Genomic DNA, 20,916 nt, shown 5'->3' with positions numbered 1-20,916 from the left:
CCCCTCAAACGCGCCCAACACCGCAACTGGCCACCACCCCAACCAGCCACCGTCACGATCACCAAGCGAGACACGAATTAAGTCACCGGCATTGGCCCTAGTCCGTCAGACGGCCCGGGTCCGCGACGATCGCCCGCACCACGCCGACCGCGGCCCCCAGCAGCGGGCCGCGGCGGCCCAGCCGGGAGACCGTCAGCCGGTCCTCCGACCAGGGGCGGACGGTCACCCGGGCCGCCAGCTCGGCGCGCATCGACGGCAGCAGCCAGGGCGCCAGCTGGGCGTAGCCGCCGCCCAGCACCACCTCGGCCGGGTCGAGCAGGTTGACCGCCCCGGCCGAGGCGATGCCCAGCGCCGTCCCGGCCCCGGCCAGCGCGGCGCGCACCTCCTCGTCCCCGGCCTCGGCCCGTTCGGCGAGCAGCGCCACCCAGTCGCCCCGGACCCCCTCCAGACCGGCCGCCCGCAGCACCGCCGCCTCCCCCGCGTACTGCTCCAGACAGCCGTACGCCCCGCAGGCGCAGCGGGGTCCGTCCGGGTGGACCGGCACATGGCCCAGCTCGCCCGCGTAACCGCGTGCCCCGCGCAGCAGCCGGCCGCCGATCACGATCGCCGCGCCGACGCCGGCCTCGGCCGAGACGTGCAGGAAGTGGTCGGGTCCGCCGCCCAGCCAGAGTTCGGCGAGCCCGCCGAGGTTGGCCTCGTTGTCCGCGTCCACCGGCAGCTCGGCCAGTTGCTCCGCGTTGGCCGCCCGCAGCGCGAGCCGCAGCTCGGCCGCGATCGGCACGTCCTGCCAGCCCAGGTTGGCGGCCCGCTGGAGCACCCCGCCCCCGGCACCGACCAGACCGGGGACGGCCAGCGCGAGCCCGGCCGGGCGCAGCCCCGCGTCGTCGGCGGCCCGGCGCAGCAGCTCGGCGAGGTCGGCCATCACGGCGGCGGGCCGCCGGCCGCGGTTGCGGATCTCCTGGCGGCGCCAGGCGCGGACCTCGCCGCGCAGGTCGACCACGCAGGCGCCGAGGTGCTCCACGCCGATCTCGGCGCCGATGCCGCCCGGCCCCCGCGGGTTGAGGCCCAGCGCGGTACCGGGTCGGCCGACCTTGCCGCTGGACGTGGCCGTGCCCTCCTCGACCACCAGACCGGCGGCGATCAGCTCTTCGGCGAGCGAGGAGACGGCCGCCCTGGTCAGCCCGGTCTCCGCGGCCGCCTCGGCCCGGGAGCGCGGGGAGCGCGCGATCGCGCCGAGCACCAGCGCCAGATTGGCCCGGCGCATGCCCTGCTGGCTGGCGGGTCCGGTCCGGGGACCGTCCGTCTCGCGCATCGCCCTCACCCGCTCGACTGCCGCGCACCGTGCCCATGGGGCCGGACGTTTGCAGCGTAATCGCGTTTGGCCCCGGTGGCCCGGAGCGGTCGGCCGGGCGCGGAGGGGCCGCTCCGGGCCACCGTCACGAGGTCCGCTGGGGCTGCTGCTCCATCCGGGCGACGGGCTGGGCGAGGCGGGTGAAGACCCAGCGCTGCATCGCCCAGAAGCGGAACAGCATCGCGACGAAGGTGCCGACGACCATCCCGCTGAGGAAGTCGGCCACCTCCTGGGTGAGGGCGCTCACCTGGGGCTCGCGCAGCTCCAGGAGGTAGCGCGAGAGGATCAGCGGGATGTCGTTGACGACGATCGCCACCACGCTGACCAGGAAGAACAGTGCGGCCTCGCGTCGGCGCCCGACCGCCCGGAAGGACCACCGGCGGTTCAGCACGTAGGAGACCGCCGTGGCGGCCACGGTCGCGATGGTGAGCGCCACCACCGGTTTCCGCTCCAGCAGGGTGAACTTCAGCGAGAAGTTGATCACCGTCGTCAGCACGAAGCAGGAGGCCCCGACCAGCAGGACCTTCACCAGCCTGCGGTGCCTGACCAGGAACGGGCGCAGACGGGCCGGCACCCTGGCCAGGGCTCGCTGCGTGGGGGACGGCATCCTCGCAGTCTGGCACGAGGTCTGCCGCCCCCTCCCGTCCGGCGGCCGGGCCGGGTGACGCCCGGACCGCTGCCCACCGTCAGGCGGCGACCAGCACCTCGGCCGGCTCCAGGGCCAGCCTCAGCACCTCCCGGACGTCCGCGACCGGGTGGACGGTGAGCCGCTCCAGCACCTCGGCCGGGACGTCGTCCAGATCGGCCTCGTTCCGCTTGGGGATGATCACCGTGGTGACCCCGGCCCGGTCGGCGGCGAGCAGCTTCTGCTTCACCCCGCCGATCGGCAGCACCCGCCCGGTCAGCGACACCTCGCCCGTCATCGCCACGTCGGTGCGCACCTTGCGGCCGGAGAGCAGCGAGGCCAGCGCGGTGGTCATGGTGATGCCGGCGCTCGGCCCGTCCTTGGGGACGGCCCCGGCGGGGACGTGCAGGTGCACGCCGCGGTCGCGCAGCGAGGTGACCGGCAGCTCCAGCTCGGCGCCGCGCGAGCGCAGGTAGGAGAGCGCGATGTGCGCGGACTCCTTCATCACGTCGCCCAGCTGCCCGGTCAGGGTGAGCCCGGTGCCGCCGGTCTCGGCGTCGGCGAGCGACGCCTCGATGAAGAGGACGTCGCCGCCGGCGCCGGTGACCGCGAGGCCGGTGGCCACGCCGGGGACGGCGGTGCGCCGCTCGGCCGGCTCCTGGGCCGCCTCGGGCACGTGGTGCGGGCGGCCGATCAGGGCGCGCAGGTCGCCCGCGCCGATCGTGGCGGGCAGCTCCCGCTCGCCCAGCTCGCTCTGTGTGGCGATCCTGCGCAGCACCCGGGCGATCGAGCGTTCCAGGTTCCGGACGCCGGCCTCGCGGGTGTACTCGCCGGCCAGCCGGCGCAGCGCCTCCTCGTCGACGGTGACCTCGCCGTCCTTCAGCCCGGCCTGCTCCAGCTGGCGCGGGAGCAGGTGGTCCCGGGCGATGACGACCTTCTCGTCCTCGGTGTAGCCGTCCAGGCGGACCAGCTCCATCCGGTCGAGCAGCGGCCCGGGGATGGCCTCCAGCACATTGGCGGTGGCGAGGAAGACCACGTCCGAGAGGTCCAGCTCGACCTCCAGGTAGTGGTCGCGGAAGGTGTGGTTCTGCGCCGGGTCGAGCACCTCCAGGAGGGCGGCCGCCGGGTCGCCCCGGAAGTCGGAGCCGACCTTGTCGATCTCGTCCAGCAGGACGACCGGGTTCATCGAGCCGGCCTCCTTGATGGCGCGCACCAGACGGCCGGGCAGCGCGCCGACGTAGGTGCGCCGGTGACCGCGGATCTCCGCCTCGTCCCGGACACCGCCGAGCGCGACCCGGACGAACCTCCGGCCCATGGCGCGGGCCACCGACTCGCCGAGCGAGGTCTTGCCGACGCCGGGCGGGCCGACCAGCGCCAGCACCGCGCCCCCGCCCGCCCGGCGCGCGCCGCCACCCGGCTGCTCCTGGGGGCTCGCGGCCGGCCCGGTCCGCTGGTCGGCCCGGCGCTTGCGCACCGCCAGGTACTCGACGATGCGGTCCTTGACGTCGGCCAGGCCGGAGTGGTCGGCGTCCAGCACCGCACGGGCGCCGGCGATGTCGTAGGCGTCCTCGGTGCGCTCGTTCCAGGGCAGCTCCAGGACGGTGTCCAGCCAGGTGCGGATCCAGGAGCCCTCGGGCGACTGGTCGGAGGAGCGCTCCAGCTTGTCGACCTCCTTGAGGGCCGCCTCGCGGACCTTCCCGGGCAGGTCCGCGGCCTCGACCCGGGCGCGGTAGTCGCCCTCCTCGTCCGCCGGGTCGCCGTTCAGCTCGGCCAGCTCCTTGCGGACCGCCTCCAGCTGCCGGCGGAGCAGGAACTCCTTCTGCTGCTTGGCGACGCCCTCCTCGACGTCCTTGCGGATGGTGTCGTTGACCTCCTCCTCGGCGAGGTGGTCGCGCAGCAGGCCGAGCGCGTACTCCAGCCGGGCCACCTGGTCCGCCTCCAGCAGCACCTTGAGCTTCTGCTCGGCGGTGGCGAAGGGGGCGTAGCCGATGTTGTCCGCCAGCTCGCCGACGCCCTCGATCTGGGCGACCCGGTCGACGATCTGCCAGGCGCCGCGCTTGCGCAGCCACTGGGTGGAGAGCGTCTTGTACTCCTTGACCAGCTCGGCGGCGCGCCCGGCCACCGGGGTGCCGGCCGAGGACTCCCGGAACGGCGTGGTCTCCACCCAGAGGGCGGCGCCGGGACCGGTGGTGCCGACGCCGATCCGGGCCCGGCGGACGGCGCGGACCAGCGCCGCCGGATCCCCGTCGGCCAGCCGGCCGACCTGCTCGACGGTGGCGAGGGTGCCGACCGCCGCGTACGAGCCGTCCACCCGCGGGACCAGCAGGACCTGGGGCTTGCCGGTGCCGGTGGCCGCCGCCCGGGCGGCCTCGACGGCGGCGCGCACCTCGGTGTCCTTGAGCTCCAGCGGGACGACCATGCCCGGGAGCACGACCTCGTCGTCGAGCGGCAGCACGGGCAGGGTGAGCGGTGTGGACGTCGATGCCATGATCTCTCCCCAGTCAGCGAACTTGAGTTGACCTGACTAAGGTTTCGCGGGCACCGGATGTTCCCGAGGCCTTGTTCGCCGTGAGCGAACAGGGAAGGCCGCGGCCCGGGCTGTCAAAAACGCCTGGCCCAGGCCCCGCGCGGGGCTACCCGCGGTCCAGCACCGCGGCCCCGCCGGGCCCGGAGGCGGAGGCCGCGGAGGCGGCCGGCGTACGCAGCCGGCGCGGCCGCAGCCTGCCGCCCCCGTCCCGCCGGAGCCAGCGCCAGAGCACCACCCCGGCGAGCACCGCGACCGGGTGGCCGATCCCGGTGACCAGGTCCCGGTCGGTGAGGATCTGGTCGGCGATCATCGCTCCGACGCCGCCCAGCGCCAGCAGCCGCCCGCGCGGCGGCAGCAGCCCGGCCAGCGCGCCGAGGCTGGCCAGCACGCCGTAGCTGACGCCGATGTCCAGGTAGTTCATCGCCTCGGACTCCATCCGGCCGGTCGCCACGGCGGTGATCACCACCGCCTGGGAGAGCACCGTGGCGGTGATGTGCCCGATCGCGAACACCGCCGCCGCCCGGGCCGCCCCGACCCGGCGCTCCAGCGGCGCGACGGTGAAGGCGAACGCCCACAGGTAGGGCATCCAGATCGGCCCCGCCACCCAGAAGCCACTGAAGAGCAGCGCGCGCACGGGGTGGTGCAACAGGTTGTGCCCGTCCGAACTGGACGCCTCCTGGAGGCGCAGCACCAGCTCCGGATCGGCGAGCCTGGCGAAGGTGGTGGTGGCCCCGACCGCGGCCAGGTAGCCGAGCGCGAAAGGGTTGCGCCGCGGCGTCGGCACCCGGGTCAGCACCCACTCGGCCACCCCGGCCCGCAGGCCGTGCCGCAGCAGGCCGTACGGCGGCCCGGCGGGCGGCGCCGGGCGGGAGCGGGCCGGTACCGCACCCTGCCGCCACTCCGCCATGCCGCCTCCGCTCAGATCCGCAGACACCGGTTCACACCCGGTGCCAACGTACCGGCGCGCGCCGGAAATCCCACCCTCGGCAATCTCGTGACCACGGTACGTCGAGGTTCTGGGAGCCCGCTGGGAAAACCCCGTGAGGATCACCGGGCCCGGGGTCGCCCGTCACCCGGGATTGGTCCAGACCTTCTCTCCGTTCACGCGCCGGCACGGGTCCTGACCGGCGTCTCAACGTCAACCCGGGTGCATACGTACCGTTACGGAGTGAAAAATCGCCGGGTAAGGTATCGGCCCGTGCCCACTTGCGAGTGGGTCCGCGGACGGCCCCGACGGCCGGCCCACGGGCCGGAAACGTCCGGTCCACCTGCCGGGAGGCACCCGCTGTCCGTACGCTGCGAAGTGTGCGGGACAGGTGGGCGGTCGACACCCGCCCTCCGGTCCCCGCGCGCGACGGGACGGCGGACCCGGCACAGTCCACGACGGAACAAGACTACGAGCGGAGCCCCGCCATCCCCATCGGTGGCCGGCCCGCAGCCCTGGGGGCGGTGGCGTGACCGTGACAGAAATTCAGCAGGACAACACCAACAGCGGCGGCACGGTGAGCAGCCAGCGCAGAGTGCTGGTGGTGGAGGACGAACCGACGATCGCCGAGTCGATCGCGGCCCGCCTGGGCGCGGAGGGCTTCAAGGTCGCCGTCGCCCACGACGGCCCGGGCGCCGTCGACGGCTTCCACACCTGGCAGCCGGACCTGGTGGTGCTCGACATCATGCTGCCCGGCTTCGACGGCCTGGAGGTGTGCCGCCGGATCCAGGCCCAGCGCCCGGTCCCGGTGCTGATGCTGACCGCGCGGGACGACGAGACGGACCTGCTGGTCGGCCTCGGCGTCGGCGCGGACGACTACATGACCAAGCCGTTCTCCATGCGCGAGCTGGCGGCCCGGGTCAACGTGCTGCTGCGTCGCGTCGAGCGCGCCCAGCAGGCGGCCAGGACGCCGGCGCTCGGCAGCCTGCGCTTCGGCGAGCTGGAGATCGACCATGTGCAGCGCCGGGTCCGGCTGGCCTCGGGCGACGTCCACCTGACGCCGACCGAGTTCGACCTGCTCGCCTGCCTGGCCGCCCAGCCGCGCGCGGTGCTCACCCGCGAGCAGCTGCTGGCCGAGGTCTGGGACTGGACGGACGCCTCCGGCACCCGCACCGTCGACAGCCACGTCAAGGCGCTGCGCCGGAAGATCGGCGCCAGCTGGATCCGCACCGTCCACGGCGTCGGATACGCCCTGGAGGCCCCGCACCCCTAGGGTCACCGGGCACCGGGCCTCCGGGGGGCCCGCATCCCGGACCGCCGCGCGAACCGCGCGGGGGGAGCACACACGGGGGAAGCACAGGGGACCAATGACCTTTCCACAGCAACGCGACGGGGACACCGCCGGCATGCGGCAGCCCACCCTGGCCGCCCGCGCCGCCCGCCGGGTCTGGGCCGACATCCGGCCGCTCGACCCGGTCCGCTCCATCAAGGGCAAACTCGCCCTGCTGGTGATCGTCTCGGTCTTCCTCGCCACCGGCATGGTGGTGGTGGCCATCCGGTCCGAGACCCAGATCCGGATCATCATGGTCTTCTCCATGATCGCCTCGCTGCTCTTCATGCAGTTCCTCGCGCACGGGCTGACCGCCCCGCTGCGCGACATGACGGCCGCCGCCCGCGCGATGGCCTCCGGCGACTACAGCCGCCGGGTCGAGGTGAACTCGCGCGACGAGATCGGCGAGCTGGCGGCCGCCTTCAACCTGATGGCGGCCGACCTGGAGGCCGCCGACCGCCACCGCCGCGAACTGGTCGCCAACGTCTCGCACGAGCTGCGCACGCCCATCGCCGCGCTGCGCGCCGTGCTGGAGAACGTCGTCGACGGCGTCGTCCAGCCGAACCCGGCGACCCTGGGTGCCGCGCTGGAGCAGACCGAGCGGCTCGGCCGGCTGGTCACCCATCTGCTCGACCTCTCCAAGATCGACGACGGGGTGGTCGACCTGGACGCGCGCTCCTTCGAGGTGCGCGAGTTCCTGGACGGCGTACTGCGCGGGGTCACCGTGGACGGCGCGACGGCGGGCGGGGCGTTCTCCCGGCGCGGGGACGTCCGGCTCGCGCTGGAGGTCAGCCCGGCAGGCCTGACCGGCGTCGCCGACCCGGAGCGGCTCCACCAGGTGGTCGCCAACCTGGTCGACAACGCCTGCAAGCACTCCCCGCCCGGCGGCACCGTGACGGTCCGGGCCCGGCCCGGCGCCGAGCCGGGCGCCCTGCTGCTGGAGGTCGAGGACGAGGGCCCGGGCATCCCGCCGGCCGACCGGACCCGGGTGTTCGAGCGGTTCAGCCGCAGCGGCACCGCCACCGCCCAGGGGCCCGGCGCCGACGGCGGCACCGGTCTGGGGCTGGCCATCGCCCGCTGGGCGGTGGATCTGCACGGCGGCCGGATCGAGGTGGCCGAGGCCGCCCGCGGCTGCCGGATCGAGGTCCGGCTGCCCGGTCCGCGGTGAGCCTCGTCGCATTCGCGTCGGACGGACTTCGCCGTCATGTCACAGGACGGACACAGACGTACACGAAGATCATTCAGTGCTTCCGGGATGCTTTGTCCGGTTTCGTCCAGATATGTGCACTGATCGACCGTGATCGCTTCCCCTCCGATGCGGCTTTCTAACGCACATTTTCAGCCAAACTGCAGGTCAGCACTGTGATCTGGGCGACGCCTGAGCCCCGGGGACTGCGCGATCACTGGTCAGGGGCGTAGCCTTAATCCCCGCTGTCCAAACATCCCAAAAGGAAGCGGAAGAGGGCGGTTGCCGCCGTGTCGCCACAGTCCCCTGAAACCCCCAATAGCTCGGCAAGTTCCACTGGCTTCGGCCCCAATGAGTGGCTCGTCGATGAGATCTACCAGCAGTACCTCCAGGACCCGAACTCGGTCGACCGAGCCTGGTGGGACTTTTTCGCCGACTACAAGCCCGGTACCGAGGTGACCCCAGTGACCCAGGCCGCGACCCCGGTCGGCACCACGCCGACTCCCGTTGCCGCCCCCGCGCCCGCCGCTGCCGCTCCCGCCGCGCCGGCCGCACCCGCGACCGCCCCGGCGGCCCCGGCTCCGGCTCCCGCGCCGCTCGCCGCAGCCCCCGCCGCGCCGCCGGCCCCCAAGGTCGCCGCCCCGGCTCCGGCCGCGCCGGCCGCCACGGCGGGCCCCGAGCTCGTCCAGCTGCGCGGCCCGGCCAAGGCCGTCGCCACCAACATGGACGCCTCGCTGGAGGTGCCGACCGCGACGTCCGTCCGCGCGGTGCCCGCCAAGCTGCTGATCGACAACCGCATTGTCATCAACAACCACCTGCAGCGCGCCCGCGGCGGCAAGGTCTCCTTCACCCACCTGATCGGTTACGCCCTGGTCCAGGCCGTCAAGGCCTCGCCGGGCATGAACCACAGCTACAAGGTGGAGAACGGCAAGGCCTTCCTGGTCAAGCCCGAGCACGTGAACCTGGGCCTGGCCATCGACCTGGTCAAGCCCAACGGCGACCGCCAGCTCGTCGTCGCGGCCATCAAGAAGGCCGAGACCCTCGACTTCTTCGGCTTCTGGCAGGCCTACGAGGACATCGTCCGCCGGGCCCGCGCCAACAAGCTGACCATGGACGACTTCACCGGCGTCACGGTCTCGCTGACCAACCCCGGCGGCATCGGCACCGTGCACTCCGTGCCGCGCCTGATGCAGAACCAGGGCACCATCGTCGGCGTCGGCGCCATGGAGTACCCGGCCGAGTTCCAGGGCTCCGCCCCGGAGACCCTGTCCCGCCTCGGCGTCTCCAAGATCATGACGCTGACCTCGACCTACGACCACCGCGTCATCCAGGGCGCGGCGTCCGGCGAGTTCCTGCGCGAGATCCACCGGCTGCTGCTCGGCGAGAACGGCTTCTACGACGAGATCTTCGAGTCGCTGCGGATCCCGTACGAGCCGGTCCGCTGGGCCACCGACGTCGCCACCACCCACGACGACGAGGTCAACAAGACCGCGCGCGTCATGGAGCTGATCCACTCCTACCGGGTCCGCGGCCACCTGATGGCCGACACCGACCCGCTGGAGTACAAGCAGCGCAAGCACCCCGACCTGGACGTCACCACCCACGGCCTCACCCTGTGGGACCTGGAGCGCGAGTTCGCGGTCGGCGGCTTCGGCGGCCAGCGGATGATGAAGCTCCGCGACATCCTCGGCCTGCTGCGCAACACGTACTGCCGCACCGTCGGTATCGAGTACATGCACATCCAGGACCCGGCGCAGCGCAAGTGGCTGCAGGAGCGCCTGGAGAAGCCGTACACCAAGCCGGAGCGCGAGGAGCAGCTGCGCATCCTGCGCCGGCTGAACTCGGCCGAGGCCTTCGAGACCTTCCTGCAGACCAAGTACGTCGGGCAGAAGCGCTTCTCGCTGGAGGGCGGCGAGTCGCTCATCCCGCTGCTGGACGCCACGATCGACGCGGCCGCCGAGCACCGCCTCGACGAGACCGTGATCGGCATGGCCCACCGCGGCCGTCTGAACGTGCTGGCCAACATCGTCGGCAAGCCGTACGGCAAGATCTTCGGCGAGTTCGAGGGCAACCTCGACCCGAAATCGATGCACGGCTCCGGCGACGTGAAGTACCACCTCGGCTCCGAGGGCACCTTCACCGGCCTGGACGGCGAGACCATCAAGGTCTCGCTCGCCGCGAACCCCTCCCACCTGGAGGCCGTGGACCCGGTCGTCGAGGGCATCGCCCGCGCCAAGCAGGACATCCTGGACCAGGGCGGCACCACCTTCCCGGTGCTGCCGATCCAGATCCACGGCGACGCGGCCTTCGCCGGCCAGGGCGTCGTCGCGGAGACCCTGAACATGTCGCAGCTGCGCGGCTACCGCACCGGCGGCACCGTGCACATCGTGGTGAACAACCAGGTCGGCTTCACCGCCGCCCCGGCCTCCTCGCGCTCCTCGATGTACTGCACCGACGTGGCCCGGATGATCGAGGCCCCGATCTTCCACGTGAACGGCGACGACCCGGAGGCCGTGGTCCGCGTCGCGCGGCTCGCCTTCGAGTTCCGTCAGGCGTTCCACAAGGACGTCGTGATCGACCTCATCTGCTACCGCCGCCGCGGTCACAACGAGGCCGACAACCCGTCGTTCACCCAGCCGCTGATGTACGACCTGATCGACAAGAAGCGCTCGGTGCGCAAGCTGTACACCGAGGGCCTGATCGGTCGCGGCGACATCACCATGGAAGAGGCGGAGCAGGCGCTCCAGGACTTCCAGGGCCAGCTGGAGAAGGTCTTCGCCGAGGTCCGCGACGCCGCCCAGACGCCGGCCCCGGCCGCCGTCGGCACGCCGCAGGCCGACTTCCCGGTCAGCATCCAGACCGGCATCTCCCAGGAGATGGTCAAGCGGATCGCCGCCTCGCAGGTCAACCTGCCGGACTGGCTGACCGTCCACCCGCGACTGCTGCCGCAGCTGCAGCGCCGCGCCGGCTCGGTCGAGGACAACACCATCGACTGGGCGATGGGCGAGACCCTCGCCATCGGCTCGCTGCTGATGGAGGGCCACCCGGTCCGCCTGGCCGGCCAGGACAGCCGCCGCGGCACCTTCGGCCAGCGCCACGCGGTGCTGATCGACCGGGTCAGCGGCGAGGACTACACCCCGCTGCTGTACCTGACCGAGGACCAGGCCCGCTACACCGTGTACGACAGCCTGCTGTCCGAGTACGCGGCGATGGGCTTCGAGTACGGCTACTCGCTGACCCGCCCGAACGCGCTGGTCATGTGGGAGGCGCAGTTCGGCGACTTCGTCAACGGCGCGCAGACCGTGGTGGACGAGTACATCGCCTCCGCCGAGCAGAAGTGGGGCCAGCACTCCGGCGTCACCCTGCTGCTGCCGCACGGCTACGAGGGCCAGGGCCCGGACCACTCGTCCGCCCGCCCGGAGCGCTTCCTGCAGCTGTGCGCGCAGAACAACATGACGGTCGCCATGCCGACCCTGCCGTCGAACTACTTCCACCTGCTGCGCTGGCAGGCGCACAACCCGCACCACAAGCCGCTGGTCGTCTTCACCCCGAAGTCGATGCTGCGTCTGAAGGCCGCGGCGAGTGCCACGGAGGAGTTCCTCTCCGGCTCGTTCCGCCCGGTCATCGGTGACACCACCGTCGACCCGTCGCAGGTCCGCAAGGTGGTCATCACCGCGGGCAAGTTCTACTACGACGTCGAGGCGGCCCGTGCCGAGCGCGGGATCACCGACACCGCGATCGTCCGGGTCGAGCGCCTCTACCCGCTGCCGGTGGCCGAGCTCCAGGAGGAGCTGAGCCGCTACGGCGACGACGTCCAGTTCATCTGGGCGCAGGAGGAGCCGGCGAACCAGGGTGCCTGGCCGTTCATCGCGATGAACCTGGTCGACCACCTGGAGGTCGTCATCGGCCGCAGCGCCGGCGACTCGCGCCTGCGCCGCGTCGCCCGCACGGCCTCCTCGGCCCCCGCGGTCGGCTCGGCCAAGCGCCACGCCGCCGAGCAGCAGGGTCTCCTGGAGGAGATCTTCTCGCTCTGACCCCCGGTCAGGCCGAACGGCCCGGGCCCCCGCGCACACCGCGCGGGGGCCCGGGCCGTTTCGCGGTGCCGCCGCGGTCGCGGCCGTGGAGGCCGCCGGCCCCACCACCGGGGCCGCCGGGGTGACCCTCGGCACCTGGCGGGCCAACGGCCAACCGGGTCTATCCTGACCAGGTCGAATTCCCGTCTGACCGGAGCGAACCGTGTACTTCACCGACCGCGGCATCGAGGAGCTGGCGAGCCGGCGCGGCGACGAGGAGGTCACCTTCGAGTGGCTGGCCGAGCGCCTGCGCGAGTTCGTCGACCTCAACCCCGACTTCGAGATCCCGGTCGAGCGGCTGGCCACCTGGCTGGCCCGGCTCGACGACGAGGACGACGAGTAGACCGCTGACACCGCCCCGCCGAGGGGCCTGAAGGGCCCGGGTGACCACCGTCTCCCGGGCCCTTCGCGCTGCGCCCCTCGCCCTTCACCCCTAGGGGGCGGATCCGGGTCCGGCTCCGGGATCGGGGCGCTTGACTTCACCGTCACGCGATATATCGTCTTTAAAAGAGAACGCGATACATCGTGAGTCGCAACGGGAGGCGGCAGAGATGAGCCAGTGGACGGTCGAGGGACCCGACAGGATCACCATCGACGAAGCGGTCCGCGCGCTGCACGTGCGGATCATCGACGGCACGGTGAACGTGGTGGCGGCCGAGGGGCCGGCCCGCCTGGAGGTCACCGAGCTCAAGGGCGAACCGCTGCACGTCACCCTGGTGGACGGCGTCCTGACGGTCACCTACAAGGACATCAGCGGCTGGAGCGAGTTCGGTGAGGTGCTCAAGTCGGTCGACTCGGTCAAGGGGTTCTTCGCCTCGTTCAAGCGCAAGCGGGTGGCCGGGATCACCCTGACCGTGCCGGCCGCCGCCGAGGTCAAGGTGGGCGCCGTCTCGGCGGACACCACCGTCTCGGGCATCGCCGGGCACGTCTCGGTGCAGAGCGCCAACGGCGACACCACCCTGGTCGGCCTGGCCGGCCGGACCGACATCAACACCGTCACCGGCGACGTGGACGCCCAGTCGGTGGCCGGACAGCTCCGGCTGAACACCGTCTCCGGCAAGCTCACCGTGGTCGCCGGCACCGCCGACAGGGTGCAGGCCAACGCCGTCACCGGCGCGGTCACCCTGGACCTCGACGCGGCCACCCCGACCGACATCAAGGTCACCACGGTCAGCGGCCCGGTCGGCGTCCGGCTGCCCTCGCTGGCCGACACCAAGGTCGAGGCCGGCACCAACAGCGGCGACATCTCCAGCACCTTCGAGCAGCTCAAGGTCGGCGGCACCTGGGGCGCCAAGCGGCTCTCCGGCCAGCTCGGCGACGGCAAGGGCAGCCTCGCGGTGACCACCGTCTCGGGCTCCGTCACCGTGCTGCGCCGCCCCGACACCGAGGAGGACGGCCCGGTGGTCGTCAAGGAGCTCCCGGCCGGCCCCGACCTCACCAAGGAGGCATGACATGAGCCCCGTCTTCGGCCACGGCCGGCTCCGGCTCTACCTGCTGAAGCTGCTCGACGAGTCCCCCCGGCACGGCTACGAGGTGATCCGCCTGCTGGAGGAACGGTTCCAGGGCCTGTACGCGCCCTCGGCCGGCACCGTCTACCCGCGGCTCGCCAAGCTGGAGCAGGAGGGCCTGGTCGCGCACAGCACCGAGGGCGGTCGCAAGGTCTACCGGCTCACCGACGCGGGCCGCACCGAGCTGGCGGCCCGCCAGGGCGAGCTGGACGAGCTGGAGCTGGAGATCCGCGACTCGGTGGCCCAGCTCGCCGGGGCGATCCGCGAGGACGTCCGGGACAGCGCCAAGGACCTGCGCGAGGAGCTGTGGAGCGCGGCGAAGAAGGCGCAGCAGGAGGCGCCGGAGCAGGCCGGGGGCGGGGACCCGTGGGCCGGACCGTGGGGGGACAAGGACGCCTGGCAGCGCGCCAAGGAGGAGTTCACCCAGTTCAAGAAGCAGGCGCGGGAACAGGCCAAGCGCGCCAAGGAGCAGGAGAAGGCGGCCAAGGCCAAGGCGAAGGCCGCCGAGGAGGAGGCCCGCCGGCTGCGCGAGCAGTCCCGGGCGGCGCGGACGGCGGCGCAGCAGGAGGCGCTGCGGATCAAGCGCCGGGTCGAGCAGCAGGTCCGTGACCACGCGGCCCGCGGCGACTGGCCGACCGGGCTGGCCGAGGGGCTGTCCGAGCTGACCAGGGGTCTGGCCGGGCTCGCCGACGCGGCCCGCTGGGGCCACTCGGCGGAGGAGCGGAGCGAGCAGGCCGCCGAGCAGGTCACCGTCACCCGGATCGACCTCGACAAGGACGGCACCGGCGGGCCCGCCGCCGTACCGGCCGACCTGCCGGCGTGGACGGCGACCGACCCGGCCGGTGACCCGGCCCGGGAGCTGGAGCGGCTGCTCGACCGCTTCCGCGACCAGGTGCGCGACGCGGCCCGGGACGGCGGGGTGAGCGCCGACCGGCTGGCCGAGGCCCGCTCGGTGCTGGGTGCGGCGGGCGAGCGGCTGCGGCGGCTGCTGGGCTGACCCGCCACCGGCCGACGGCCGATGCGGCGGGCCCGGCACTCCTCGGGGGAGGTGCCGGGCCCGCCGCATGGGTCGCGTCGGGCCGGGCCGTCAGGGCGTGAGGACGATCTTCCCGAAGACGTCGCCCTTGGCGAGCCGGGCGAAGCCGTCCCGCGCCTCGGTGAGCGGCAGCACCGAGTCGATCACCGGCCGGACACCGGCGGTGGCGCAGAGCGAGAGCAGCCCGGCCAGCTCCTCCTTGCTGCCCATGGTCGAGCCGACCACCCTGAGCTCCAGGAAGAAGATCCGGTTGAGCTCGGTGGCGGTCGGGTTGGCTCCCGAGGTGGCCCCGGAGATGACCACGGTGCCGCCCGGGCGCAGCGACTTCACCGAGTGCGCCCAGGTGGCGGCGCCGACCGTCTCCATCACCGCGTCCACCCGCTCGGGCAGCCGGGCGCCGCTCGCGAAGGCGGCGTCCGCGCCGAGTCCCAGCGCCCGGTCGCGCCTGGTCTCGTCCCGGCCGGTGACCCAGACCCGCAGTCCGGCCGCCTTGCCGAGGACGATCAGCGCGGTCGCCACGCCGCCGCCGGCGCCCTGCACCAGGACGGTGTCGCCCGGCTTGACCCCGGCGTTGGTGAACAGCATCCGATAGGCCGTCAGCCAGGCGGTGGGCAGGCAGGCAGCCTGCTCGAAGCTGAGTTCGGCGGGCTTGGGCAGCAGGTTCCAGGTGGGGACGAGCACCTGCTGGGCGAAGGTGCCCTGGTAGCGCTCGGTGAGGATGGACCGCGGCTCGTCCGGGCCCACGCCGTGGCCGGTCTGGCCGATCACCGAGTGGACGACCACCTCGTTGCCGTGCTCGTCGACACCGGCGGCGTCGCAGCCGAGGATCATCGGCAGCCGCTCGGCGGGCAGCCCGACCCCGCGCAGCGACCAGAGGTCGTGATGGTTGAGGCTGGCGGCCCGGACGGTGACCAGGCTCCAGCCGGGGCGGGCCTGCGGCTCCGGGAGTTCACCCGACTCCAGTCCGCTCAGCGGGTCGTCGGCGTCGATTCGTGCGGCGTAGGCGGCAAACATGGTCCGGACGATAGCCGCGACGGGCGGGGCCCGGTAGCCCTCTTTTCTCCCCCCGGGTCGCCTCCGGGCGCTCGGACCCGCTGCCGACACTCCTCACTCCGGCGCTCGTGTCCCTCTTTTCCCCCGGGTCGCCTCCGGGCGCTCGGACCCGCCGCCGACACTCCTCACTCCGGCGCTCGTGCCTCGCTTGTCGCTCGTCGCTTTCGGCAGCGGGGCGCCCTTCGGCTCCCCGGGGGCGCCGAAGGGCGCCCCGGGGAGCCGTTGACGCCGGGTCAGCGGCGGGCGACGCCCTCGGCGCGGGCGGCCTCGGCGACGGCCCTGGTGACGGCCGGGGCGACCCGCTCGTCGAACGGCGAGGGGATCACCTTCTGCGGGGTCAGCTCGTCGGCGACCACCCCGGCCAGCGCCTTGGCGGCGGCCAGCTTCATGCCCTCGGTGATCCGGGCGGCCCGGACCTGGAGGGCGCCCGCGAAGATGCCGGGGAAGGCCAGCACGTTGTTGATCTGGTTCGGGAAGTCGCTGCGCCCGGTGGCGACGACCGCCGCGTAGCGGTGCGCGACCTCGGGGTGGATCTCCGGGGTGGGGTTGGCCATCGCGAAGATGAACGCGCCCTCGGCCATGGTGGCGACGACCTCCTCCGGCACGGTGCCGCCGGAGACGCCGATGAAGACGTCGGCGCCGGCCATCGCGTCGGCCAGCGAGCCCTTGAGGCCGGCCCGGTTGGTCTGCGCGGCGATCTCGGCCTTGACGTCGGTGAGGTCGCCCCGGCCGTCGTACACCACGCCGCGCCGGTCGCAGACCGCGACATCGCCGATGCCGGCGGCCAGCAGCATCTTGGCGATGGCGATGCCGGCCGCGCCGGCGCCGGAGATGACGGCGCGCAGGGAGCCGATCTCCCGGCCGGTGATCTTGGCCGCGTTCCACAGCGCGGCGGTGGTGACGATCGCGGTGCCGTGCTGGTCGTCGTGGAAGACCGGGATGTCCACGGCCTCCTGGAGCCGGCGCTCGATCTCGAAGCAGCGGGGGGCGGAGATGTCCTCCAGGTTGACGCCGCCGAAGGAGGGCGACAGCCGGACGACGGTCTCGATGATCTCGTCCACGTCGGTGCAGGCGAGCGCGATCGGGACGGCGTCCACCCCGCCGAACTGCTTGAACAGGATGGCCTTGCCCTCCATCACGGGGAGCGAGGCCTCCGGGCCGATGTCGCCGAGGCCGAGCACGGCGGTGCCGTCGGTGACGACGGCCACCGTGTTGGACTTCCAGGTGTAGTCGTTCACGAGCTCGGGCTGTTCGGCGATGGCCGTGCAGACCCGTGCGACACCGGGGGTGTAGGCGAGGGACAGGTCGTCCGCGTCGCGCACCGGGACGGTCGCCCGGATCTCCATCTTGCCGCCGCGGTGGAGCGCGAAAACGGCGTCGACCGGATCGTCGGTGTCCTGGGTGCTGCTGTGGATGATCTCCGCTGCCACGATGACCTCTTCGTCATTGGTTCAGCGAGGACGCGTGACCGACGGGCGGACGACCCCGCCGGAAACCGGAAACCGGGTACGCCGAAGCGGACCCGGAACGGGGGTCGGGGCGCTGCCGTCGGGGCGGCGCCCTCGGATGAGGGTGTTCTGTCTTAATTTGTCGGCACTGTGCTTCCGGGCCGAGCGTAGGCCGGACGACGGCATCGCACCTATGCCTTTTCGTCCTCGTCACGTGCATTTCATTCGCCGACAGCCACCTTGACGGCGTCCGGCGTCGGAGGCACCGGGCCCCGGCGACGGCAATGGCGAACGAGTACCCACACCCGCGGGAGTGAACACAGACACGGAGGTGAGCCGGTGCCTCGGATACGGAGTCGACGTCGGAGACTTCCGTTCCTGCGCACCCCGAGCCTGTCGCGACTCGGCGGTCTGGGTTCGAGCATCGGGGGTCTCCCGGTACCGAATTCTGACACACCCGGTACCCGGCCCGGCAGGCCGGGAGGGCGGGACCGCCCGTTCCGCCCGCGTACGCCTGCGTACGCCTGCGCGGCGCTCCGGCAGCACCCCGCCCCTCCCGGCACGGCACGGCACGGCACGGCACGGCACGGCGAAAACCGCATACCTATACGGAGGGTGACAGGGACACGGTATTCGTCCGAATAGCGGACAAGGTGCACCCTCGTTATCCGATTTTGATCTGAATGAGGGCCACCCGACCGTCGTCAGATGGCAGGATTCCCCCCATCTCGGATCGAGCCGGCCACTGGTCGAGGCGGTTCGGTCAACGTCCACCTCGGCGGAGGGTGGCGGAAGCAGTCCCCTGCACCACCCTGCGCGAACCCCCGCCCAGGCCATGCACGACCGGCACTGCCCGTACGACGACGCACAGCGAAATACACCCGGTACAGCGCCGAACGGCCTGCTGCCCCGGTGCGCCGCGCCCCCGCGGCGCGCTCCGCCCGACCTCTCCCTCAGGAGGAGATCCCCCATGACCGCCCGTACCCAGCGCACCCGCCTCCTCGCGGCCGGCGCGGTAGTCGCGTCCGTCTCGCTCGTCCTGACCGGCTGCGGCAGCAGCAAGTCCTCCTCCGCCTCCGGCGGTTCGGGCGCGGCCAACCCGAGCGCCAGCGTCGCCGCCGTCACCGCCGACCCGGCGCTGGCCGCCCTCGTGCCGGCCGACGTCAAGTCCTCCGGCAAGCTGGTCGTCGCGGCCGACGCCTCCTACGCGCCCAACGAGTTCAAGGACGACAAGGGCAACATCGTCGGCATGGACGTCGACCTGGCGAACGCGGTCGCCAAGCGGCTCGGCCTGACCGCCGACGTGCAGAACGCCGACTTCACCTCGATCATCCCGGGTATCGCGGCCAAGAAGTACCAGCTCGGCATGAGCTCCTTCACCGACACCAAGGAGCGCGAGCAGACCGTCGACATGGTCACCTACTTCACCGCGGGCAGCGCGATCGCCGTGAAGAAGGGCAACCCGGACAAGATCGACCCCAAGGACCTCTGCGGCAAGAAGGTCGCCGTCCAGACCGGCACCACCCAGGCCGACGAGGTCCGTGACACGCGCAACCCCGACTGCGCCAAGGACGGCAAGCCCGCCATCCCCGGCGACGGCGACAAGTTCTCGCTCCAGACCGATGTCACCCAGGCCCTGGTGGCCGGCCGCGACCAGGTCATGATGGCCGACTCCCCGGTGATCGACTACGCGCTCAAGCAGACCAACGGCCAGCTGGAGAAGCTCGGCGACACCTACGACAGCGCGCCCTACGGCATCGTCCTGGAGAAGGGTTCCGGGCTGACCAAGGCCGTCCAGGGCGCCGTCCAGTCGCTGATCGCCGACGGCACCTACAAGCAGATCCTGCAGAAGTGGGGCGTCGAGGCGGGCGCGCTCGGCACGTCCGAGATCAACGCCGCCAAGAGCTGACCTCCGCCGAACCACACCCCCTGAGGCGACCTCATCGTGAAAACTTCCGACCAGGGGCAGGTGACACCGGGACGGTCCGAGACCATCAAGGCCGTCCCGGTCCGCCACCCCGGACGCTGGGCCGGAGCAGTCGTCATCGTCGTCCTCCTGGCGATGCTGCTCAACGCCCTGATCAACAACCCCGCCTTCCAGTGGGACGTCGTGGGCGACACCCTCTTCAACGACCAGATCCTGCACGGCGTCGGCGTCACGCTCGAACTGACCGCGCTGGCCATGGTGATGGGCGTGATCGGCGGCGTCGTCCTCGCGGTGATGCGGCTCTCGCCCAACCCGCTGCTCTCCGGCACCGCCTGGCTCTACATCTGGATCTTCCGCGGCACCCCCGTACTGGTCCAGCTGGTCTTCTGGAACTTCCTCGCCGCGATCTGGCCCAAGCTGTCGCTCGGCATCCCGTTCGGGCCGGCGTTCTGGTCCGAGTCGACCAACTCGCTGATCCCGGTCTTCACCGCGGCGCTGCTCGGTCTCGGCCTCAACGAGGCCGCCTACATGGCGGAGATCGTCCGCGGCGGCCTCCAGTCGGTGGACGAGGGCCAGACCGAGGCCGCCCACGCGCTCGGCATGAGCCGCGCGGCCGCGCTGCGCCGGATCGTCCTGCCGCAGGCCATGCGGGTGATCATCCCGCCGACCGGCAACGAGACCATCTCGATGCTCAAGACCTCCTCGCTGGCGAGCGCCATCGCGCTGGAGGAGCTGTACCAGGCCGGCCACAACATCTTCTCGCGCACCTTCCAGACCATCCCGGTGCTGATCGCGGTCTCCGTCTGGTACCTGTTCCTGACCTCGCTGCTCACCACCGGCCAGTACTACATCGAGCGGCACTACGCCCGCGGTACCAACCGGACGCTCCCCCCGACCCCGGTCCAGCGGCTCCGCCGCCTGTTCGCCGGCAAGCCCGTGCCGAGCGGGAAGCACGACGTGGTTCCCGGCCTTGAGGGAGGTGGCCACGTATGACCGATCTGACCAAGACCCCCGCGACCCCGGCCGACGCCGGCACCGACGGCCCGATGGTCAGGGCCGAGGGCGTGCGCAAGTCGTACGGCCTGGTCGAGGTGCTCAAGGGCATCGACCTGGAGGTCAAGCAGCGCGAGGTGTTCTGCCTGATCGGCCCCTCCGGCTCCGGCAAGTCGACCTTCCTGCGGTGCATCAACCACCTGGAGAAGATCAACGCCGGCCGCCTCTGGGTGGACGGCGAACTGGTGGGCTACCGGCAGAAGGGCGACCGGCTGCACGAGCTCAAGGACCGCGAGGTCGCCCTCAAGCGGCGCGACATCGGCATGGTGTTCCAGCGCTTCAACCTCTTCCCGCACATGACCGCGCTGGAGAACGTCATCGAGGCGCCGGTCCAGGTCCGCAGGGAGGCCAAGGCGTCCGCCAGGGAGCGGGCGATGGCCCTGCTGGAGCGGGTCGGCCTGGCCGACAAGGCGAAGAGCTATCCGTCCCAGCTCTCCGGCGGACAGCAGCAGCGCGTCGCGATCGCCCGCGCGCTGGCCATGAAGCCCAAGCTGATGCTCTTCGACGAGCCCACCTCGGCGCTCGACCCGGAGCTGGTCGGCGAGGTGCTGGACGTCATGCGCGGTCTGGCCGACGAGGGGATGACGATGATCGTCGTCACCCACGAGATGGGCTTCGCCCGCGAGGTCGGCGACGCGCTGGTCTTCATGGACGGCGGTGTGGTGGTCGAGTCCGGCACCCCCCGCGACGTGCTCACCGACCCGCAGCACGAGCGCACCCGCGCGTTCCTGTCCAAGGTGCTCTAGGACGCTCCCGTCGGGGGCCCCCCCGCCCCCCCCGGCGGGGGCCCCCCCCGCCCCCCCCCCCCGCACGCTGGCGGGCGCCCCACCCCCGGTACACGTGTTGGAGGGCCACCCGGGGGCGCGGCGCCGGA

The 20,916-nt window shown here is 72.4% G+C and carries 15 protein-coding genes; 9 read left to right on the top strand and 6 right to left on the bottom strand.

Annotated features, from left to right (window positions below; all coding sequences use genetic code 11):
* Positions 1 to 97: 97 nt before the first annotated feature.
* The 4 genes from ACIP82_RS21655 to ACIP82_RS21640 form a co-directional block, all read right to left on the bottom strand.
* Entirely contained in the window at positions 98 to 1,312 is a 1,215-nt protein-coding gene (locus tag ACIP82_RS21655; protein ID WP_400655254.1) for an ROK family protein, read from the bottom strand.
* 124 nt (positions 1,313 to 1,436) lie between these two features.
* Positions 1,437 to 1,958, bottom strand: coding sequence for a GtrA family protein (locus ACIP82_RS21650; protein ID WP_400655252.1), 522 nt, complete (start codon positions 1,956 to 1,958; stop codon positions 1,437 to 1,439).
* A gap of 79 nt (positions 1,959 to 2,037) precedes the next feature.
* Positions 2,038 to 4,464: an endopeptidase La gene (gene lon / locus ACIP82_RS21645; protein ID WP_400655250.1), complete on the bottom strand. Its 2,427-nt coding sequence runs from the start codon at positions 4,462 to 4,464 to the stop codon at positions 2,038 to 2,040.
* Positions 4,465 to 4,609: 145 nt separating this feature from the next.
* Entirely contained in the window at positions 4,610 to 5,410 is an 801-nt protein-coding gene (locus ACIP82_RS21640) for a rhomboid-like protein (protein WP_400655248.1), read from the bottom strand.
* A 553-nt stretch (positions 5,411 to 5,963) separates the two neighbouring features.
* On the opposite strand from ACIP82_RS21640, the gene ACIP82_RS21635 reads away from it, so the two are divergent.
* The 6 genes from ACIP82_RS21635 to ACIP82_RS21610 all read left to right on the top strand — a co-directional run bounded on the left by ACIP82_RS21635 (position 5,964) and on the right by ACIP82_RS21610 (position 14,522).
* Entirely contained in the window at positions 5,964 to 6,701 is a 738-nt protein-coding gene (locus ACIP82_RS21635; protein WP_400655246.1) for a response regulator transcription factor, read from the top strand.
* A 133-nt stretch (positions 6,702 to 6,834) separates the two neighbouring features.
* Positions 6,835 to 7,926: an ATP-binding protein gene (locus ACIP82_RS21630; RefSeq protein WP_363604726.1), complete on the top strand. Its 1,092-nt coding sequence runs from the start codon at positions 6,835 to 6,837 to the stop codon at positions 7,924 to 7,926.
* Between the two features lie 308 nt (positions 7,927 to 8,234).
* The gene (locus ACIP82_RS21625; protein ID WP_400655243.1) at positions 8,235 to 11,978 is read left to right on the top strand and encodes a multifunctional oxoglutarate decarboxylase/oxoglutarate dehydrogenase thiamine pyrophosphate-binding subunit/dihydrolipoyllysine-residue succinyltransferase subunit; all 3,744 of its coding nucleotides are present in this window, start codon (positions 8,235 to 8,237) and stop codon (positions 11,976 to 11,978) included.
* A gap of 202 nt (positions 11,979 to 12,180) precedes the next feature.
* Positions 12,181 to 12,360 (top strand): DUF6104 family protein, encoded by a 180-nt coding sequence (locus tag ACIP82_RS21620; protein WP_073926358.1) that lies wholly within the window; start codon positions 12,181 to 12,183, stop codon positions 12,358 to 12,360.
* Positions 12,361 to 12,568: 208 nt separating this feature from the next.
* Positions 12,569 to 13,468, top strand: a complete 900-nt coding sequence (locus ACIP82_RS21615) for a DUF4097 family beta strand repeat-containing protein (protein WP_363604722.1) — start codon at positions 12,569 to 12,571, stop codon at positions 13,466 to 13,468.
* 1 nt (position 13,469) lies between these two features.
* Complete coding sequence (locus ACIP82_RS21610; protein WP_400655240.1) at positions 13,470 to 14,522, top strand: helix-turn-helix transcriptional regulator; 1,053 nt, start codon at positions 13,470 to 13,472, stop codon at positions 14,520 to 14,522.
* Positions 14,523 to 14,612: 90 nt separating this feature from the next.
* Here the strand turns inward: ACIP82_RS21610 and ACIP82_RS21605 are convergent, their stop codons facing one another.
* Together ACIP82_RS21605 and ACIP82_RS21600 are read right to left on the bottom strand one after the other, a co-directional pair.
* Positions 14,613 to 15,575: a zinc-binding dehydrogenase gene (locus tag ACIP82_RS21605; protein WP_363604718.1), complete on the bottom strand. Its 963-nt coding sequence runs from the start codon at positions 15,573 to 15,575 to the stop codon at positions 14,613 to 14,615.
* Positions 15,576 to 15,847: 272 nt separating this feature from the next.
* Positions 15,848 to 17,044: an NADP-dependent malic enzyme gene (locus ACIP82_RS21600; protein WP_400655238.1), complete on the bottom strand. Its 1,197-nt coding sequence runs from the start codon at positions 17,042 to 17,044 to the stop codon at positions 15,848 to 15,850.
* 988 nt (positions 17,045 to 18,032) lie between these two features.
* Between ACIP82_RS21600 and ACIP82_RS21595 the strand changes: the two genes are divergently transcribed.
* The 3 genes from ACIP82_RS21595 to ACIP82_RS21585 are packed head-to-tail and all read left to right on the top strand — an operon-like array spanning position 18,033 to position 20,788.
* A complete protein-coding gene (locus ACIP82_RS21595; RefSeq protein WP_363604716.1) occupies positions 18,033 to 18,971 on the top strand; it encodes an ABC transporter substrate-binding protein in 939 nt (312 codons plus the stop codon).
* A gap of 36 nt (positions 18,972 to 19,007) precedes the next feature.
* Positions 19,008 to 19,982 (top strand): amino acid ABC transporter permease, encoded by a 975-nt coding sequence (locus tag ACIP82_RS21590; protein ID WP_363604715.1) that lies wholly within the window; start codon positions 19,008 to 19,010, stop codon positions 19,980 to 19,982.
* Entirely contained in the window at positions 19,979 to 20,788 is an 810-nt protein-coding gene (locus ACIP82_RS21585) for an amino acid ABC transporter ATP-binding protein (protein WP_363604714.1), read from the top strand. The genes ACIP82_RS21590 and ACIP82_RS21585 overlap by 4 nt, the downstream gene beginning before the upstream one ends.
* The last annotated feature ends 128 nt before the right edge of the window (positions 20,789 to 20,916 follow it).

Source organism: Kitasatospora sp. NPDC088548 (assembly GCF_044753005.1).
In the GTDB taxonomy this organism is placed as follows: Bacteria; Actinomycetota; Actinomycetes; order Streptomycetales; family Streptomycetaceae; genus Kitasatospora.
This window is presented reverse-complemented; position numbering and strand designations above follow the sequence as displayed.

Excerpts from the sequence above, each read along its gene's own strand:
- ACIP82_RS21655 (WP_400655254.1), bottom strand. The coding sequence starts at position 1,312 with ATGCGCGAGACGGACGGTCCCCGGACCGGACCCGCCAGCCAGCAGGGC.
- ACIP82_RS21650 (WP_400655252.1), bottom strand. The coding sequence starts at position 1,958 with ATGCCGTCCCCCACGCAGCGAGCCCTGGCCAGGGTGCCGGCCCGTCTG.
- lon (WP_400655250.1), bottom strand. The coding sequence starts at position 4,464 with ATGGCATCGACGTCCACACCGCTCACCCTGCCCGTGCTGCCGCTCGAC.
- ACIP82_RS21640 (WP_400655248.1), bottom strand. The coding sequence starts at position 5,410 with ATGGCGGAGTGGCGGCAGGGTGCGGTACCGGCCCGCTCCCGCCCGGCG.
- ACIP82_RS21630 (WP_363604726.1), top strand. The coding sequence starts at position 6,835 with ATGCGGCAGCCCACCCTGGCCGCCCGCGCCGCCCGCCGGGTCTGGGCC.
- ACIP82_RS21615 (WP_363604722.1), top strand. The coding sequence starts at position 12,569 with ATGAGCCAGTGGACGGTCGAGGGACCCGACAGGATCACCATCGACGAA.
- ACIP82_RS21610 (WP_400655240.1), top strand. The coding sequence starts at position 13,470 with ATGAGCCCCGTCTTCGGCCACGGCCGGCTCCGGCTCTACCTGCTGAAG.
- ACIP82_RS21605 (WP_363604718.1), bottom strand. The coding sequence starts at position 15,575 with ATGTTTGCCGCCTACGCCGCACGAATCGACGCCGACGACCCGCTGAGC.
- ACIP82_RS21595 (WP_363604716.1), top strand. The coding sequence starts at position 18,033 with ATGACCGCCCGTACCCAGCGCACCCGCCTCCTCGCGGCCGGCGCGGTA.
- ACIP82_RS21585 (WP_363604714.1), top strand. The coding sequence starts at position 19,979 with ATGACCGATCTGACCAAGACCCCCGCGACCCCGGCCGACGCCGGCACC.